Origin of the sequence: Verrucosispora sioxanthis (assembly GCF_010560025.1) — a bacterium.
Lineage (GTDB): Bacteria > Actinomycetota > Actinomycetes > Mycobacteriales > Micromonosporaceae > Micromonospora > Micromonospora palythoicola.
The window spans coordinates 100,986-117,026 of the sequence record NZ_SAIY01000008.1 but is presented as its reverse complement, the minus strand read 5'-3'; the positions used below and the strand labels follow the sequence as shown (position 1 = coordinate 117,026).

Annotated in this window: 16 protein-coding genes; 4 read left to right on the top strand and 12 right to left on the bottom strand. The window is 69.8% G+C overall.

Going from position 1 to position 16,041, the window contains the following annotated elements; translation table 11 throughout:
* The first annotated feature begins 135 nt into the window (after positions 1 to 135).
* The gene (locus ENC19_RS22045; RefSeq protein ID WP_164448997.1) at positions 136 to 1,428 is read left to right on the top strand and encodes a low temperature requirement protein A; all 1,293 of its coding nucleotides are present in this window, start codon (positions 136 to 138) and stop codon (positions 1,426 to 1,428) included.
* A gap of 121 nt (positions 1,429 to 1,549) precedes the next feature.
* Positions 1,550 to 2,338, top strand: a complete 789-nt coding sequence (locus ENC19_RS22040; protein WP_164448996.1) for a formate/nitrite transporter family protein — start codon at positions 1,550 to 1,552, stop codon at positions 2,336 to 2,338.
* Between the two features lie 102 nt (positions 2,339 to 2,440).
* On the opposite strand, the gene ENC19_RS22035 is transcribed toward ENC19_RS22040, so the two are convergent.
* The 7 genes from ENC19_RS22035 to ENC19_RS22005 form a co-directional block, all read right to left on the bottom strand.
* Positions 2,441 to 2,812, bottom strand: a complete 372-nt coding sequence (locus ENC19_RS22035; RefSeq protein WP_164448995.1) for a DUF1330 domain-containing protein — start codon at positions 2,810 to 2,812, stop codon at positions 2,441 to 2,443.
* Positions 2,813 to 2,905: 93 nt separating this feature from the next.
* Entirely contained in the window at positions 2,906 to 3,787 is an 882-nt protein-coding gene (locus ENC19_RS22030; RefSeq protein ID WP_164448994.1) for a mechanosensitive ion channel domain-containing protein, read from the bottom strand.
* A 260-nt stretch (positions 3,788 to 4,047) separates the two neighbouring features.
* A complete protein-coding gene (locus tag ENC19_RS22025; RefSeq protein ID WP_164448993.1) occupies positions 4,048 to 4,746 on the bottom strand; it encodes a hypothetical protein in 699 nt (232 codons plus the stop codon).
* 41 nt (positions 4,747 to 4,787) lie between these two features.
* Complete coding sequence (gene qcrA, locus ENC19_RS22020; protein WP_164448992.1) at positions 4,788 to 5,876, bottom strand: cytochrome bc1 complex Rieske iron-sulfur subunit; 1,089 nt, start codon at positions 5,874 to 5,876, stop codon at positions 4,788 to 4,790.
* The gene (gene qcrC / locus ENC19_RS22015; protein ID WP_281604503.1) at positions 5,873 to 6,616 is read right to left on the bottom strand and encodes a cytochrome bc1 complex diheme cytochrome c subunit; all 744 of its coding nucleotides are present in this window, start codon (positions 6,614 to 6,616) and stop codon (positions 5,873 to 5,875) included. Before qcrC ends, qcrA begins: the two co-directional genes overlap by 4 nt.
* A gap of 338 nt (positions 6,617 to 6,954) precedes the next feature.
* The gene (locus tag ENC19_RS22010) at positions 6,955 to 7,356 is read right to left on the bottom strand and encodes a DUF305 domain-containing protein (protein WP_164448990.1); all 402 of its coding nucleotides are present in this window, start codon (positions 7,354 to 7,356) and stop codon (positions 6,955 to 6,957) included.
* 144 nt (positions 7,357 to 7,500) lie between these two features.
* Positions 7,501 to 8,472, bottom strand: coding sequence for a threonine ammonia-lyase (locus tag ENC19_RS22005; protein WP_164448989.1), 972 nt, complete (start codon positions 8,470 to 8,472; stop codon positions 7,501 to 7,503).
* Positions 8,473 to 8,596: 124 nt separating this feature from the next.
* Here ENC19_RS22005 and ENC19_RS22000 point away from each other — a divergent pair, with 124 nt between their 5' ends.
* Together ENC19_RS22000 and ENC19_RS21995 are read left to right on the top strand one after the other, a co-directional pair.
* Entirely contained in the window at positions 8,597 to 9,091 is a 495-nt protein-coding gene (locus ENC19_RS22000; RefSeq protein ID WP_164448988.1) for a YcxB family protein, read from the top strand.
* A 320-nt stretch (positions 9,092 to 9,411) separates the two neighbouring features.
* Positions 9,412 to 10,824 (top strand): non-reducing end alpha-L-arabinofuranosidase family hydrolase, encoded by a 1,413-nt coding sequence (locus ENC19_RS21995; protein WP_164448987.1) that lies wholly within the window; start codon positions 9,412 to 9,414, stop codon positions 10,822 to 10,824.
* 180 nt (positions 10,825 to 11,004) lie between these two features.
* Here ENC19_RS21995 and ENC19_RS21990 read toward each other — a convergent pair whose 3' ends face one another.
* From ENC19_RS21990 to ENC19_RS21970, 5 genes are all read right to left on the bottom strand, one after another.
* Entirely contained in the window at positions 11,005 to 12,480 is a 1,476-nt protein-coding gene (locus ENC19_RS21990) for a S1 family peptidase (protein WP_166458954.1), read from the bottom strand.
* A 323-nt stretch (positions 12,481 to 12,803) separates the two neighbouring features.
* Positions 12,804 to 13,394 carry a class I SAM-dependent methyltransferase gene (locus ENC19_RS21985; protein WP_281581397.1) on the bottom strand — a complete coding sequence of 197 codons (591 nt, stop codon included), beginning with the start codon at positions 13,392 to 13,394 and terminating at the stop codon, positions 12,804 to 12,806.
* Positions 13,395 to 13,612: 218 nt separating this feature from the next.
* A complete protein-coding gene (locus ENC19_RS21980) occupies positions 13,613 to 14,404 on the bottom strand; it encodes an MBL fold metallo-hydrolase (RefSeq protein WP_164448985.1) in 792 nt (263 codons plus the stop codon).
* Complete coding sequence (locus ENC19_RS21975) at positions 14,401 to 15,189, bottom strand: alpha/beta hydrolase (protein WP_164448984.1); 789 nt, start codon at positions 15,187 to 15,189, stop codon at positions 14,401 to 14,403. The genes ENC19_RS21980 and ENC19_RS21975 overlap by 4 nt, the downstream gene beginning before the upstream one ends.
* Positions 15,186 to 16,019: an alpha/beta fold hydrolase gene (locus ENC19_RS21970; RefSeq protein WP_164448983.1), complete on the bottom strand. Its 834-nt coding sequence runs from the start codon at positions 16,017 to 16,019 to the stop codon at positions 15,186 to 15,188. Before ENC19_RS21970 ends, ENC19_RS21975 begins: the two co-directional genes overlap by 4 nt.
* Positions 16,020 to 16,041 lie beyond the last annotated feature (22 nt).

Below are 16,041 nucleotides of genomic sequence, written 5' to 3'. Positions count from 1 at the left end.
GGCGGGGGGACACCCTCGACCGGATCATGTCGAACCACGCCGGTGGGGGCCACCGGGGCAGCCGAGCGGACGCCGCACTCCGGTAATCGGTACGAATCAGAGTTCGGCTGAGGTCGTTTCGCGCAGAATGACCGGGTGAGCGCTCCACCGCAGCTGCGCCGGTCCCGTTGGCTCAGGCCGGTCATGCCCGGCTCTCGGGTCACCCGATTGGAGCTCTTCTTCGACCTGATCTTCGTCTTCGCGTTTCTCAACGTGGCCGGCCTGGTGTCCGTCGAGGTCACCACGCAGGCGGTGCTGTCCGGCGTGGTCGTGCTGGCTCTGCTCTGGTTCTGCTGGACGACGTTCGCCACGCTGGGCAACCTGGTCCGCGCCGACTACGGACTGCTGCCGCTGCTCGGGTTCGGCGTCATGGCCGCCGCTTTCGTGCTGGCCATCGCCATCCCCCAGGCGTTTCTCAACCAACCGGACGACCTGACCGGTCCGGTGGTGTTCGCCGTCGCCTACCTGGTCCTGCGCGGGCTGACCCTGGTCACGTTCCTGTACGCGCTGAGCGCCGCCGACCGCAACCGCCGGCAACTCGTGGTGATCAGCGTTCCGGCGGTGGTGGCAGTGCTTGTCGGGTTGGCGGCCACCGCGAGCAACTGGGCACCGGCCGAGGCCGTCGTCGACGTGCGTCTCGCGCTGTGGGTCGCCGCCCTGCTGGTCGAGTACTCGGTCGGCCTGTTCCTGCCGTACGCCCGTTGGGCCGTCGCCTCGGCCGGGCACTGGGCGGAGCGGCACTCGCTGATCGTCATCATCGCCCTCGGGGAGGCGGTGATCTCGCTCGGGCTCGGTCCGGGCCGGTTCGACCGACTCGCCCTGACCGCGCCGGTGATCACCGGGTCCGTGCTCGGTATCGCGTTGCTGGCGACGCTGTGGTGGCTGCACTTCGACACTCTGCTGCCGAGCGTCGAGCAGGCGATGCACGGCACCCGGGGCCCCGAGCGGATCGCCCTGGCCCGCGACGTCTTCTCCTACCTGCACTTCGTGACCATCGTCGCGATCGTCGGGACCGCCCTCGGGCTGAAGCTCGTCCTCGAAGTCGTGGCCGTGGGCGAGGCCGGACCGCTGCCCTGGCCGGCCGTGTCCGTCCTGTACGGAAGTGTCGCCCTCTATCTGTTGATGGGGGTGGCCGTCGCGGCGCGTACGTTCCGTCGGCTGCGCTCCACCGCCCTGGCTGCGGCGGTCGTCGTCAGCCTGCTGGCGGTGCCGGCGGCCGCGCTGACCCCCCTCGTGGCGCTGGCTGTGCTGGTCGCGGTCTGCGGTGTCCTCGTGGTGATCCAGCGATACAGCGCCGCTGACGCGCGGGCGCGGATCAAGGCGTCGCTCCACGCGGAGGAACGGGTGGTCGAGGAGGCCACCAGTGAGTGGCGCCGCCAACATCTCTGACCCGGCAACGCTGATCCGACGTCGAGCCCGCGGCGACGACGCGCGCTGCTGTCACGACCCGGTCGAGGCGACGTGCCCGACGAGGGTGATTTGGTGACGATCTCGCGGGTACCCGGTCGGGATGGCACGAGCACCTTCGCCGGAGGACATCTACGACAGCGCCCGCGCCGAGGGCGAGCGGCGACTGTCCAGCAGCGCTCTGGAGCAGGCCTCCACCGGGTTCATCGCCGGGGTCACCATCGTCTTCGGCATCGTGGCGCTGGGCGTGGCCCGGGAACTCGCCGCACCCGACTTCGCCTCCGGCGTGGGGCAGCTTGTCGGCGCCCTGGCCTTCGGCATCGGTCTGGTCTTCGTCGTGGTCGGGCGCACCGAGTTGTTCACCGAGAACTTCTTCGACCCGGTCGCCGCCGCGGTGGCCCGTCGGCGGCTCGTCGCGCTGTGGCCGTTGGCCCGGCTGTGGTTGCTGGTGCTCGTCATGAACTTCGTCGGCGGAGCGGTGATGGCCGCCGTGTTCACCGTCCACGGCACGCTGCCCGGTCGCGCCCACCACACCCTCGCCCTCGTCGCCGAGGAGATCGCCGCCAAGGGGGGCTTGGCGACCTTCACCCGGGGTATCGCCGCCGGCACCCTGTTGACCCTGCTGTCCTACCTACTGCACGCCGTCGCATCGGCGGGCAGCCGGATGCTGCTGGCGTACGTGGTGGGGTTCTTCCTCGCCCTCGGCCCGTTCGACCATGTCGTGGTCTCCGGGCTGCAGCTGCTGTTCGGTATCTGGCTGGGCGCCCCGGTCTCCTATCCGGATCTCGGGCTCAACATCGTCCTGTCCGGTGCCGGAAACCTCCTGGGTGGCCTGCTCCTGATGACCCTGACCCATGCTGTCCAGGTCAAGGGCAGCGGCCGAGGTCGGTGATCGGCCTGTCCCGTCCCACGCCGTCGCCGGCACCACGCACGGGCGCGGGCAGTTGTCGGGGGCGGCTGCTCGGCCGGTGTCGACCGCCGGGCGCTCACCCGCTCAGCTGCTGCCCCAGGGCGTGGTCGGTTGCAGGACGGCTTCCTGCAGGGCGACGGTTCGCCAGGTGGTGACCTGCTGGTACTCCGGGTCGGCGACCATCCGGCTGAACGCCGCGCGGCTGGGATACCGCACCAGCAGCACCGCGTCCCACTCCTGGCCCTGCTCCGCGACCAGGGCCGGCCCGCCGTCACCGGCGTAGAGCACCTTGCCGCCGTACCGGGGGAGAAAGGTCTCGCGCAGCGCGGCGGCGTACCGCTCGTACGATTCCCGCCCACCGTCGGCGAAGCGCAGCAGGTTGAGCATCACCACGGGCGCCTCGGGGTCGGTGGCGAGGAACTCCTTCAGATCCTGACCGGTCGGGTCGACGGCCATGTTCGCGTCCTTCCTGCGAGGGTGGCGACATCAGACCACAGAGCTCGGTGACGGGGAAGCCACCGGACGACCCGGCGAAGGGTGCCAGCGGGCTCAGGGCCGACCCGTAGCGGGCGCGGCGGGCTGGGTGGAAGCGCCTGGTGGTGGTGGACGGACCGTGATGTCCTGGGTCACCGAGGCGACCCGGAGGCCGTTCTCGGCGAACCGGTCGAGCACTCGCCTGGTGACCTCGTCCTTGACCTGTCGGGCGGCGCGTACCGGCACCACGAACCGGGCGGACAGTTCTATCCAGTTCGGGGTGGCGCGGATGAAGACCCGAGGATCCACCTCGGCGTCGGCGACCGGGTAGCGGTGGCGCATCTGCTCGATGGCGTGCTGCGCGTCGGCGGTGGCGGAGATGTTCTGCGCCTCCTCACACAGGATGCGTTCGGCCAGATGCCAGTCCGCCTCGTAGGGGACCGGCAGGGTCAGTTCCTCCCACAGATGGTCCAGCACGGTGCTGCTGTTGAACACCGGCGCGGTGAACACGAACCGATTCGACAGTGAGACCACTCGCCCCGTGTACTGGCGGCCCCGGATCCAGGACTCCGGATCGGACGAGGATCCGCTTTCCAGGATCCGGGTCCGTAGCGGGGTGATGTCCAGGACGTCGCCGCGTACGCCGCACATCTGGATGCGGTCGCCGACCCGGAACTGCCGGCCGGTGAGGATGCTCACCCAGCCGGCGAAGGCGCCGAGGACCTCCTGCAGGGCCAGCGCGAGGCCGGCGGCGAGCAGGCCGACGACCACACCGATGCGACCGGCGAACGGCCGCCACAGCAGGGCAAGGGCGAACAGCAGCGCCACCACTGTCAGGTAGTGCACCGCCTTGCGGAGGTAGTAGCGGTTGGTGGTGTCCTGCACCTTGATCGTGGCCAGCCGGCCGGCCAGGACGGCGACGACGAGAGCCAGCAGGGCCAGCACCACACTGGTCACGAGGCGACCGTTCACGCTGCTCGTGTCCCACAGTATTTCCAGGAACCGCGCCATGGTGCTGCCCATCGTTCTCGGCGGCCGACCGGTGGTGTCCGTCGCGTCTTCACCTTAGGCAGTCACCGCCGGGGGAGTCGCGGAATGCGCGACACACCATTCGGGCCGGTGGAGCCCGCGCCCGGCAGCGCGCTCAGCGGGTGGTGCCGATGCGGCGTGGGGGCCGGCCGTGCGGAGGGCAGGCCGGCCCCGGCTGTGCTGCGACCTCAATCGCCGTGGTCGGGTCCGTCGTGGGTTTCGGCCTCCTCGGGCTCGACGATCGGCGGTGGCGGCGGCACGGGAGTCAGCGCCGCGGCGACCGGTGCCGGGCCGGTGATCCGCTGCCCGTTGCCGAAGTCGAAGGTGACGGTGGCGTTCTGTCCCGAACGCAGGGACTCGTCGAGGTCGAGGAGCTGAAAGTACCGGCCGGCCTGTGCGTTGAACCGGACGAAGCTCAGCGGGGGAAGGTCGATCCGGGCCGGCTCGGTCCGCTGATCCGGCGTGGCGTCACCGGGCGATCCGGGGGCGGGGGAGGCGTCCGTTGCCGCCGGGCTGGCGATGGTGGGGCTGCGCGCAGCGGACGTGTCCGACCGGGGAGGGATGGGTCGGACGGCATCGACGATGACGATGTCCCGGGCGTCCTGCGTGGTCACGGTCACCGTGACGGCATCCTTCGAGTCGTTGTAGATGACGGCGCTGAGCAGCGCGTCCGCTCCGGCGCGGTAGCCGTCAGCGCCGGGAAACTCGATGAGCAGACCGCGCACGGCGTACTCGCCGTTGTCGGTCATCAGGTTGACACCCTGGATGGAAGGTTCCTTCTCGGCCGTCTCCGCGATCTGACCCGCGCCACAGCCGGCGAGCAGCGACACGGCAAGTGCCGCGCCCGACAGCGACAACCGCCGGAGTGCTCGGGTCGGTCGTGTCACGGTGTCTCCTCGCGTGTTCCGCACTCCGTCTCGGGAGGGCGTCAGGGGCGCTCCCAGAAGTCAGGACCGATGGGCTCGCGATAGTCGGAGCTGGCGACGAAGAAGCCCTCGTCGTCGACCTCGATGGGCAGCTGTGGCAGGGGCCGGCTGGCGGGCCCGAAGATGGGTCGCGCGTTGTCGGTGATCAGGAACTGGGACTGGTGGCACGGGCAGAGCAACCGGTTGGTCTGCTGCTCGTAGAGGCTGGCGGGGCAGCCGGCGTGGGTGCAGATCTTGGAGTAGGCGATGAAGTCACCCCACATCCAGTCCTGTTTGCCGGCTCGACGGTTGTTCTCCCGCGCGGCGAGGGCGTCCTCGGCGCGCAACCGGATGAGCAGCGTGACCGAGTCGGCGTACTGGTTGCTGACGCCGTGCGGGATACCCGGGAACACGGTGACCTGGCCGCCGGGCAGCAACTCCAGCGGCCGGACGGGCCGCCGGTCCTCCCGGACGAGGCGGATCCTGGTGACGGCGCCGTTGTCGTCGGCGGGGGCGAAGCCGGTGCGGAACAGTTCCCGGTTGTCGTGCGGATCCTTGATGAGGCCGCCGACCAGGGGGGCGGCGACGACCGCCCCGACCGGGGCGAGGCCCGCGAGCAGGGACACCCCGAGCAGGGGACGCCTTCTCACGCCGAGCTCGTCGGCCATGTACAGCATGGTCTGGCCGGTGATGCGCCGATCGTCGGCGGGTACCGGCCCTTCGTGCCGGTCCTGGATCGACACCTCCTTCGGCAGCAGCCGCTTGCCCCAGACCAGGACGCCGAAACCCAGCGTGAGCAGCGCGACGCCGAGGGTCAGACCCAGCAGCGGGGTGTAGTACTCCTCGATGTCACCGACCAGCCGATAGCGCCACGGCCACCAGATGTAGACGACGAGAAAGCCGGTGGCGGACAGCCCGGCGACCAGGAAGAGAGCCGCCACGGTGCGGACCATCCGCCGCTCGGCCTTGGAACCGGCGGTGACCTGCGGCTCGTAGTGGACGATCTCGATGTCGTCGCGGCGGGCGCCCTCGCGAACCACCTCGAAGCGGGTCACGCCGGGGTCGTTGACGTCCGTCGGCTCGCGGCCGTGTCGTCGGGGGCCGGTGGTCATGACTTGCCCGCGATCCACAGGCTCGCGAAGACGAGCGCGACGATGCCGACCAGGAAGATCGTCAAGCCCTCGGTGGACGGGCCGTAGCGGCCGAGGTTGAACCCGCCCGGGTCAGGGCCGTCCTGCACGACCTGCTGAATGTAGGCGATGATGTCGGCCTTCTGCTCCGGGGTCAGTTGACTGTCGCCGAACACCGGCATGTTCTGCGGGCCGCTGAGCATCGCCGCGTAGATCGTCCGATCCGACGCCGGGTACAGGCTCGGCGCGAACTTGCCGGAGGACAGGGCGCCTCCGCCGCCGCCGAAGGCGTGGCACTGCGAGCAGTTGATCCGGAACAGTTCCCCGCCCCGGGCCAGATCGGCGTCGGCCAACTGCTGCTCGACGGTGTCGGGCACCACCGGGCCTCCGCCGATCTCCTGGATGTAGGCCGCCAGCTGACGGATCTCCTCGTCGGTGTACTGCGGTGGCTTGCGTAAGGCCTGCGCCTCCTGCCGCGCCAGTGGCATCCGCCCGGTGCCGACCTGGAACTCGACCGACGCGGCGCCCACCCCCACGAGGCTGGGCCCGCGCCCCTCGACACCACCGGCGCTGCGCCCGTGGCAGGTGATGCATCCGACGTTGAACAGCGCCTCACCCTCCGCAGCCGCGCCGCTGAATCGCGGCTCCTCCTGCGCCCGCGCCGCCGGCGCGAAGGTCGCGTACACCCCGCCGGCCAGCACCAGCGCGGTCAGCAACCGCACGACGGCCCCGACCCGCCGACGGGTGCCGCCCGTCGCGTACCCGGCGACGCGGCGGTGCGGCGTTCGCCAGCGGGGTCGGCCGCCACGGTCAGCTGCCACGCCGTCTCCTCCTGGTCGAAGTGAGGACCGGTGACCCGATCATGGGGCGAGCAGAACCGGCCTTTCCGCAGACTATGGAGTCGGCAGCGGACGTACGCCCGATTCGGGGCATTTGGTGGTCCCGGCGGCAGAATCGTCAACCCGACGGTGCGAGCCGTGGCGGACGATCGCCCAGTGCTCGTCGGCGGGGAGGGTCAGTAGCGGTCGTCGAGGATCTTCTTCATCTGATCGATCTCCTCCTACTGTGACCGGACGATCTGGTCACACAGCCGGACGATCTCGGGGTCGGTGATCTGGGACTCCTGGCACACGAGGATGGCCCGGGAGTGGTGGGGGATCATGGATTTGAGGAACGCCTCGTTACCCACGAACGGCTCCGTACGCACCGCCGCGAACCCACCCACGAAGAGCACGCCCAGCGCGATGTAGAGGGCGATGTTGAGGCGCCGCGCGGCGAACATCTGGTGCATGACGCCCATCATGATGAGCCCCATGGCGGCCACCATGATCAGTGACATGTAGAAGTTGCTCAGATTCAGGTAGAAGTCCGACCAGTCGCGGATCTGGGACAGGGTCAGGACGAACATGACCGCCAGGCTGATCGCCAGGACCAGCCCGAACCGTAGGTAGTTCTGCTTCATCTCGCCTCCGCCAGCTCGCTGGGTATTTCGATCGCTATGACGTGGTAAGTCACCATACGCGGCTCCCGGTAACCGGTCCGGCCGACGACCAGCCGGACCAGGTGCGGCGCAGTCCCCGGCGCAGAGGTGCGACGTTCACGTCCGCTACCGCTGGTCGGGGTCGACCCAACGGTGGTAGGCGGCCATGTCGACGTTGCTGCCGCACACGATGGTGACCACGTGTCGGCCGGCGAAGCGGTCGGGGTTTTCCAGGATCGCGGCGTTGCCGAGCGCGGCGGACGGTTCGGCGACGAGGCCGGCCTGGTCGAGCAGCATCCGCATACCGCGGATGATCGAGGCCTCCCGGACGAGGATGGCGTCGTCGGCGACCAGGAGCAGATCGTCCAGGACGGCCGGGATCGGTCGCCGTCCGGCGACGCCGTCCGCGATGGTGTTTGTCGATTCGGTGGTGACGACGCGCCGCAGGTGCCAGGAGCGGGTCATCGCCGGTGCGCCCAGCGGCTGGACGCAGAGCACCTCGACGTGGGGTGCCTGCTCCTTCAGCACGTGACCCACACCGGTGGCCAGCGCCCCGCCGCCGAGCGCGATCAGCACGATGTCGACAGCCGGCGCGCTGTCCACCAGCTCCAGGCCGATGGTGCCCGCGCCTTCGCAGGTCTCGATGTCCAGGCTGTCTTCGAGCAGCCGGATACCGCGCTGCTGCGCGATGGCTGCCGCCCGGTCGCGGGCGAGTTCGTGGTCGCCGTCGACCAACTCCAACGTGGCGCCCAGAGCGCGGATGCGGTCGAGCTTGGCGACGGTCGCGTGGCGGGTGGCCACGACCGTGACGTCGATTCCTCGACGACCACCGGACCAGGCGAGGGCCTGGCCGAGGTTGCCCGCGCTGGCACACACCACCGCGGACGGCCCGCCGTCGGCGAGACGGCTCGCGACAAGTTCGGTGCCACGCGCCTTGAAGCTGCGGACCGGGTTCGCTGTCTCGAGCTTGATGCTCACGGCACACCCCAGGTCGGGTTCCAGTGCCGCACATCGGTACAGCGGGGTGTCGAGGAAGACCGGGTCGATGATTCGGCGGGCCGCCCGGATCCGGGCGGTGTCGAGCCGTGTTCTCAGCACGACCGGGCAGCGTAGCGATGACCGGCCACCGGCGGCGCCGGTTCCGGCCGGTCGGCCGGGCCTCCGGAAACCCGCAGCGCCGACGCCGCGGCCTGCCGGCCGCCGCAGGCACTATCGTGCTGGCGTGCACATCCGTTTCGACGTACCGGCCGATCCCGGCTACCCGGGCCGCGTGGCCGCCGCCCTCAGCAGTGCCCAGCTGCGGAAGTACAGCCTGATCGGCGCGGCGCTGGCGGCGGTCGGCGCGATCGGTCTCGTCATCTCGTCGGGGTTCGGGTGGGGCGAGCAGACACTACCGGTGTGGATGACGATGGTCCTGGGTGGCCTGTTGGCGATGCTGTACTGGCCGTGGCTGCGGTGGCGGGCTCGGCGTCGTTCCGGTGGCTACGCCGTCGAGGGCGGCTACGACATCACCGAGGACAACATCATGATGCGCAGCGGCTCGGAGTCCGGCGGCATCGCCTGGGACGGCGTCACCCAGGTGAGGACCACCTCCGAGTTCTGGGTCGTGTACGTGGGTCGGATGCCGGCGACGGTGATCCCACGCCGCCTGATGTCCGCCGCGGACGCGGAGACATTGCGCGCCTGGATGGCCGGTCGCGGGCTGCTCCGGTCGTGACTTGATCCGTGGTGCGCCGTCGGGGCGGTGGTGCCCGGGGCGGATGGTATTGGTGGGTCTGATGGTGACGCCATCTGCCGCGATTCGCTGAGAACGTTCACCCACCGGATGGGTCTAGCCCGCGCGGTCTGCCCATGTACGTGCGACAGCGACAGGTGACTGCGTCGACCAGCAGAAACGGCGGGCGGGTTATCGACGTAAGTAAATCGATGCTTGAGGGCATGGGAGCGCTCCCGTAATATACGCGACGCAGCTGTTAACGCTCACCTAACACCGACGACCGCCAATGCATGACCGTCACCCCGTCCGGAGGATACCCCATGGCCAGATCAAGATCCGTCAATACATTTTTGGCGTCATTCGGTGCCGCGCTGCTGGCGTCGACGGCGCTCGCCGTGGCCATGCCCGCGAATGCGGCGGCGGCGGGTTGTTCGGTGAACTACGCGGTGTCCTCGCAGTGGCCGGGCGGCTTCGGCGCCAACGTCACCATCACCAACCTCGGTGACCCGTTGACCAGTTGGACGTTGACCTGGTCGTTCGGTGCCGGGCAGACCGTCACCCAGTCATGGAACACCACCCTGACCCAGAGCGGCACCGCCATCACCGCCAGGAACGTCAGCTACAACGGCGCCATCCCCACCAACGGCACCACCTCGTTCGGCTTCAACGGCTCCTGGACCAGCAGCAACCCCACCCCCACCGACTTCGCCCTCAACGGCGTGACCTGCACCGGCGGCGTCACCCCCACCACCCCACCCACCACCACCCCACCGACGACCACCCCGCCCACGACCACCCCGCCGACGACTCCGCCGCCGTCGGGTACGTGCAATCTGCCGTCGTCGTACCGGTGGTCGTCGACGGGGCCGCTGGCGCAGCCGCGGTCGGGTTGGGTGTCGTTGAAGGACTTCACGCACGCGCCGTACAACGGTCAGCATCTGGTGTACGGGACCACGCACGACAACGGCACGTCGTGGGGGTCGATGAACTTCGGGCTGTTCTCGAACTGGAACCAGATGGGTTCGGCGAGTCAGAACGCGATGCCGTTCTCGGCGGTCGCGCCGTCGTTGTTCTACTTCGCGCCGCGTAACGTGTGGGTGCTGGCGTACCAGTGGGGTGGGCCGGCGTTCTCGTACCGGACGTCGACGAATCCGACGAACGTGAACAGTTGGTCGGCGCACCAGACGTTGTTCACCGGGTCGATCTCGAACTCCAGCACCGGTCCGATCGACCAGGCGTTGATCGGTGACGACCAGAACATGTACCTGTTCTTCGCCGGTGACAACGGCCGGATCTACCGGGCCAGCATGCCGATCGGGAACTTCCCGGGCAGCTTCGGCTCGAACTACACCACGATCATGACCGACACGACGAACAACCTGTTCGAGGCGGTGCAGGTGTACAAGCTGCAGGGTCAGCAGCGGTACCTGATGATCGTCGAGGCGATCGGTTCGCAGGGCCGCTACTTCCGCTCGTTCACCGCGACGAGTCTGGGCGGTAGCTGGACCCCCCAGGCCACCAGCGAGAGCAACCCGTTCGCCGGCAAGGCCAACAGCGGCGCCACCTGGACCAACGACATCAGCCACGGTGAGCTGATCCGGACCAACGCCGACCAGACCATGACCGTCGACCCCTGCAACCTGCAGCTGCTCTACCAGGGCCGTGACCCCAGCTCCGGTGGCGACTACGGTCGCCTGCCGTACCGGCCCGGCCTGCTCACCCTGCAACGCTGACGACACTGGGAACTGGTCCGGACCCGACAGGGGGTCCGGACCAGTTCTCGTCCGGCGAGCCCGTTCTGATGACCAGCGGTCGTCAGGTGACGGGTCACGTCGGCGGTGCCGGCCCCGGTGAACAGGCCGAGCGGCGGGGTGCGAATCCGCTCCGCACCCCGCCGCCGGTTCGTCGTACTGTCAGGGGTTGGTGATGCCCAGCGAGTAGCTGCCGGAGCCGCTGTACGCGTGCACCTCGAAGCGGTAGTAGCCCGCCGTGCCGTTGTAGCTCAGCGACTCGTCCGGCCCGGAGGTGTACGAGCCGGCCACGTCGACCCAGGACGATCCGCTCCACTTCTGCAGGTAGAGGTCGAAGTCCACACCGGTCGGACCGTCCAGGCAGCCCCGGTGGGTGCCCGAAGAAGACGAGTAGTAGTAGCTGCCGTTGGGCTGGTACCGGCTCTGGCCGGAGGAGATGCTGCCGGTGTAGGTCGCCTCGTAGCCGCTGCACCCGGTGGGCGGCGGCGGCTCGTTGCCGCCGCCACTGGTGCGCAGCGTCAGGCCGTACGCCGAGAGGATCTCGTTGACCGGCTGGAAGTAGGTGGTCCCGCCGGAGGAGCAGTTACCGGAGCCGCCCGAGGTCACACCCTGGGCCTGCTGGCCGGACAACCACGACCCACCCGAGTCGCCCGGCTCGGCACAGGCGTTGGTGCGGGTCAGCCCGCTGACCGAGCCCTCAGCGTAGTTGACGGTCTGGTTCTTGGCCTGGATGGTGCCGCACCGCCAGCCGGTGGTCGAGCCGGAGCGGCAGACCGCCGCACCCACGGCGGCCTCGGTGGAACCGGCCACCGTCACGTTGCCGCCGGAGTAGTTGTTGACCCACGGCTGCGGCGTCCAGTTCGAGTTGGTCTGCACCCAGCCGTAGTCGTTGCCCGGGAACGACGAGCCGCGGAAGGTGCCCTGGGCCACCTGGTTGTAGCCCTGGGTGGCGGTGCCGGTACGGCCGCAGTGCCCGGCGGTGACGAAGCCACCGGTCACCGAGAACCCGACCGAGCAGCGTCCACCCATGTAGTAGGCGTCGCCGCCCCGGACGTCGTAGAGCAGCCGGGGAGCCTCGGTGGTGCTGACCACCCGGACCGCGGTGGCGTCGACGCGGCTGGTGCGGACGAACTTCGCAGCCGCGGTGGTGTTGCCGCTGGCGAGGACCACGACGGTGTTGGTCGTGACGTCGACGTACCAGCCGGGGACCGCGCCGGCCGGGGCCTTGGCGGCGTGTCGGTCCAGGGTCGCCTTGATCCGGTCCAGTTCGGCGCCGTTGCGCTCGACGATCGTCGCCCGCGCACCGGCAGCCTTGACCCGGTTGGCCGCGGCCTTGCCGGTGACGGCGACGACGAGGCCGTCGGCGGTCATCCAGCCACCGGCGTACGCCGAGCCCAGGGACCGGCGGAGGCTGGCGTCCGTCCGGGTGCCCTTGTCGTCCCGGGCGATCCGGGTGCGTGCCTCGGTCGGGGTCAGATCGAGGTCGCGCTGCATCGCGGCGAGCATCTCCGACGACGCGGCCGCCGTGGCGGTGCCGGGGTCGGGCAGTGGGGCCGCTGCGGCGGGGGTTACCGCGACGGCGATGGCACCGACGGGCAGCAGGATCGCTGCTGCCGCGAGGGTGAGAACTCGTCTCATCTATTGCCTCCTGTGGAAACGGCGGCGCGGAACGGGGGTGCGCCGCGATCGGGGCGGGGGGTGTCCCGCCGCGCTCCGCCCTCGGGGTTTGGGCGACGGTGCTGCGGGCGCCGCAGCCCGTTGACCTGGCCGGTGCCGCTGCCGGGCGCCTCGGCGGGGCGCCAGCCTGGTCAGGTGGGCCATCGCCAACCTAACCGGAATCGATAGGCTCTGATCTATATCAGTTAACTCATATTAAGGCGAATGATGCTCGACTCCTGCTGTCGTACGGCACACCGGCCGAGCAGCTCCCCGACGCTGACGGTCGGCCGTCGCCGGCTGTCTCAGGCGGACTTGACCGCGTGCACGCGTTCGACGGTGCCGGCCTTCAACCGCTCGGCCTCGACGATCGTGAATCCCGCCGCACGCACCAGTGGAAGCTGGCGGCGGGTGAAGTACTCACCGGCCACGCGGACGGTGACCCGTTCAAGGAGCCACTGGGCGGCGCGCACCGGCGGCCAGGTGCTCGCGACGTGGTCGAGGAGGAGCAGCCGGCCACCGGGTACGAGGACGCGTTTCATCTCGTCGATCGCCTGCGCCGGATGCGGAATGGAGCAGAGCGAAAGAGCGCAGACCACGGTGTCGAACGACGCGGACGCGAAAGGCAGCCGCTCCGCGTCGCCCTCGCGCAGGTCGACCGCCCGGCCCAGCTCGGCGGCACGGCGACGCGCGATGTCCAGCATCGCCGGACTCAGCTCGACACCCGTGAGGGTGGCGTCGGCGGGATAGTACGGCAGGTTCCGGCCGGTGCCGATGGCCACCTCCAGCACCCGGCCACGCACCCGGTCACCCAACCACTCCCGGCCACCCGCGAACTGCACCCGCTCGAGGAACGCGATCTGCCTGTCGTAGCTCGGTGCGGACCTGTCCCACACGCGTCGCTGCTTCGCGGTCGGTGACTCGCTCGGGCTTCTCCTGGCAGGGTTGCTCACGATGGCGGTTCTTCCGGTTCGGCGGGTTCGGGAAGGGCGCTCTGAGCATCGCAGGCTACCGTCCGGGTAGGCCCAGATCCACGATGGCCCTGATCGTACGCATCCATCCGGGAGCGCCCGGCCCGGTGGCGGCGGAAGGTTCCACCGCCAGCCGGGCCCGGTCAGACCGTGAGGGAGCTGGCCGTGCCGGGGGTGAGCCAGCGCAGGCTCGCCCGGACCGTGGCCGGGGCGGCGGCGAAGGCGGCCTCGACAGCCTGCCGGCCCTCGCTGAAGTGACTCCAGCCCTCGTAGTGCACCGGCAACACCGAATGGGCGCCGACCAGCCGGCACAGTTCGGCACCCTCGGCGGCGGTCATCGTGTAGCGCAGCGCACCGGTGCGGCCGAACCGGACCGCTCCGAGGTGCAGCACGACGGTGCCGATGCCGAACCGGTCGGCGACCTGACGGACTCCGTCGTAGAGAACGGTGTCGCCGGTGATCCAGAGCGGCCCGTGCCGCTGGCCGGCCCAGCGCAGCACGAACCCGGTCACCTCGCCGACGACCGGCCGGCTCAGCGGCGGGCCGTGCCGGCACGGGGTCGCGGTGACCTCGATGGTCGGCCGACCGGGTGCGGTGAGAGTGGTGTGCTGCCACGGCGCCAGACCGATGGTGCCGGCACCGAGCCGTCGGCTGCCGGCCACGGTGGTGACGACCCGACCCGCCGTCGGCAACAGGACCCGGCCGGCGTCGTCGAGGTTGTCGGCGTGGTGGTCGTGGGTCAGTAGCACCGCGTCGAGGTCGCCGAGCGACTCCGCCGGCAGCGCCGGGCCGGTGAGCTTGCGTGAGGCGGTGCCCCAGCCGAACCGGTAGGTCCGGCCGGGCGCGTCGAACGTCGGATCGGTGAGCAACTGCCACCCGTCGACCTCGATCAGTAGGGTCGGACCGCCGATGTGCGTGACCCGTACGTCGGTCATTCCGCGTGCCGCACGGCCCAGTCGAGCACCTCGTCCGCGATCCGCTCCCATCCCTGCTGTGCCGGCAGCAGGTGAGCGTAGCCGGGGTACTCGCGGCGCTCGGTGACGGTGTTGGACCGGTAGTGCTCCGCGTTCGACTTCTGCACGGCGGGCGGCATGATGTGGTCCTCGCCGCCGGACACGAACAGCAGGGGCGCGCGGTCGTCGTTGTGGTAGTCGACCCAGGTGTCCTGATGGCCGGGCTGAAAGTTGGCCAGGACGCCGCCCCACACGATGCCCCCGGGGGCGGGGATGTGGTAGCGCTGGTAGAGGGCCCGAGACTCCTCGTCGGTGAACGTGTTGGTGAAGGCGTACTTCCACTGCTCCGGCGTCAGGCCGACCGCCTTGTGCCGGTTGGCGGGGCTCTTGAGCACCGGAAAGGTGGACTTGACCTGGGACAGAGGCACCACGCGAACGCCCTCGGTGGGGGCCGAGTTGAGCGCCACACCGGCCGCGCCGTAGCCGTGGTCGAGCAGGATCTGGGTGAACGCGCCGCCGGCGGAGTGGCCGATGATGATCGGCGGCTCCGGCAGTGCCCGCACGACCTCTTCGAGATGGGCGATGATCTGCGGAACCGTCACCTGCGCGATCGGGGCCGGATCGGCGTTGAGCGCCTCCACCTCGACCTCGAACCCCGGGTACGCGGGCGCCACCACCTGGTGACCCTTGCTCTCGTAGTGGGTGATCCAGTTCTCCCAACTGCGGGGCGTCACCCAGAAGCCGTGCACCAGAACGATTGGTTTCATGGCTGGTACTCCTCGAGAAAGGCGAGCAGGTCGTCGCCGAGCTGCCGTTTGTGAGTGTCGGTGATGCCATGTGGTGCGCCCGGGTAGACCGTCAGCCGGGCGCCCTTGACGCGGGAGGCGGACGCCTTGCCGCCCACCTCGAACGGCACGACCTGATCGTCGTCGCCGTGGATGACCAGGGTGGGTACGTCGATCGCGTCGAGGTCCGGACGGAAGTCGGTGGCGGAGAAGGCGGCGATGCACTCGTAGGCGTTGCGGTGTCCGGCGGCCATGCTCTGCAGCCAGAATACGTCCCGGACTCCCTGCGAAACGTCGCTTCCCGGTCGGTTGTGGCCGAAGAACGGGCCGTCCGCCAGATCCTTGTAGAGCTGCGCGCGGTCGGTCAGCGAGTCGGCGCGAATGCCGTCGAACACCTCGGCGGGTACCCCGCCGGGGTTGTCGTCGGTCTTCAGCATGAACGGCGGCACCGCCGAGACGAGGACGACCTGGGCGACCCTGGCGGTGCCGTGTCGGCCGATGTAGCGGGCGACCTCGCCGCCGCCGGTGGAAAAGCCGACCAGGGTGGCGTCGCGCAGGTCGAGCGTGTCGACCACGGCGGCGAGGTCGTCGGCGTAGGTGTCCATCTCGTTGCCGTGCCAGGTCTGGGTCGAGCGGCCGTGGCCGCGTCGGTCGTGGGCGATCACCCGGTAGCCGCTCGACGCGAGGTGCAGCGCCTGGGCCTCCCAACTGTCGGAGTTGAGCGGCCAGCCGTGGGACAGGACGACCGGGCGGCCGCTGCCCCACTCCTTGTAGAAGATCCGGGTGCCGTCGCTGACGGTGACGAAGGGCATGGTCCACTCCTCACGGTGGGCT

Excerpts from the sequence above, each read along its gene's own strand:
- ENC19_RS22040 (WP_164448996.1), top strand. The coding sequence starts at position 1,550 with ATGGCACGAGCACCTTCGCCGGAGGACATCTACGACAGCGCCCGCGCC.
- ENC19_RS22035 (WP_164448995.1), bottom strand. The coding sequence starts at position 2,812 with ATGGCCGTCGACCCGACCGGTCAGGATCTGAAGGAGTTCCTCGCCACC.
- qcrA (WP_164448992.1), bottom strand. The coding sequence starts at position 5,876 with ATGACCACCGGCCCCCGACGACACGGCCGCGAGCCGACGGACGTCAAC.
- ENC19_RS22010 (WP_164448990.1), bottom strand. The coding sequence starts at position 7,356 with ATGAAGCAGAACTACCTACGGTTCGGGCTGGTCCTGGCGATCAGCCTG.
- ENC19_RS21995 (WP_164448987.1), top strand. The coding sequence starts at position 9,412 with ATGGCCAGATCAAGATCCGTCAATACATTTTTGGCGTCATTCGGTGCC.
- ENC19_RS21990 (WP_166458954.1), bottom strand. The coding sequence starts at position 12,480 with ATGAGACGAGTTCTCACCCTCGCGGCAGCAGCGATCCTGCTGCCCGTC.
- ENC19_RS21980 (WP_164448985.1), bottom strand. The coding sequence starts at position 14,404 with ATGACCGACGTACGGGTCACGCACATCGGCGGTCCGACCCTACTGATC.
- ENC19_RS21975 (WP_164448984.1), bottom strand. The coding sequence starts at position 15,189 with ATGAAACCAATCGTTCTGGTGCACGGCTTCTGGGTGACGCCCCGCAGT.
- ENC19_RS21970 (WP_164448983.1), bottom strand. The coding sequence starts at position 16,019 with ATGCCCTTCGTCACCGTCAGCGACGGCACCCGGATCTTCTACAAGGAG.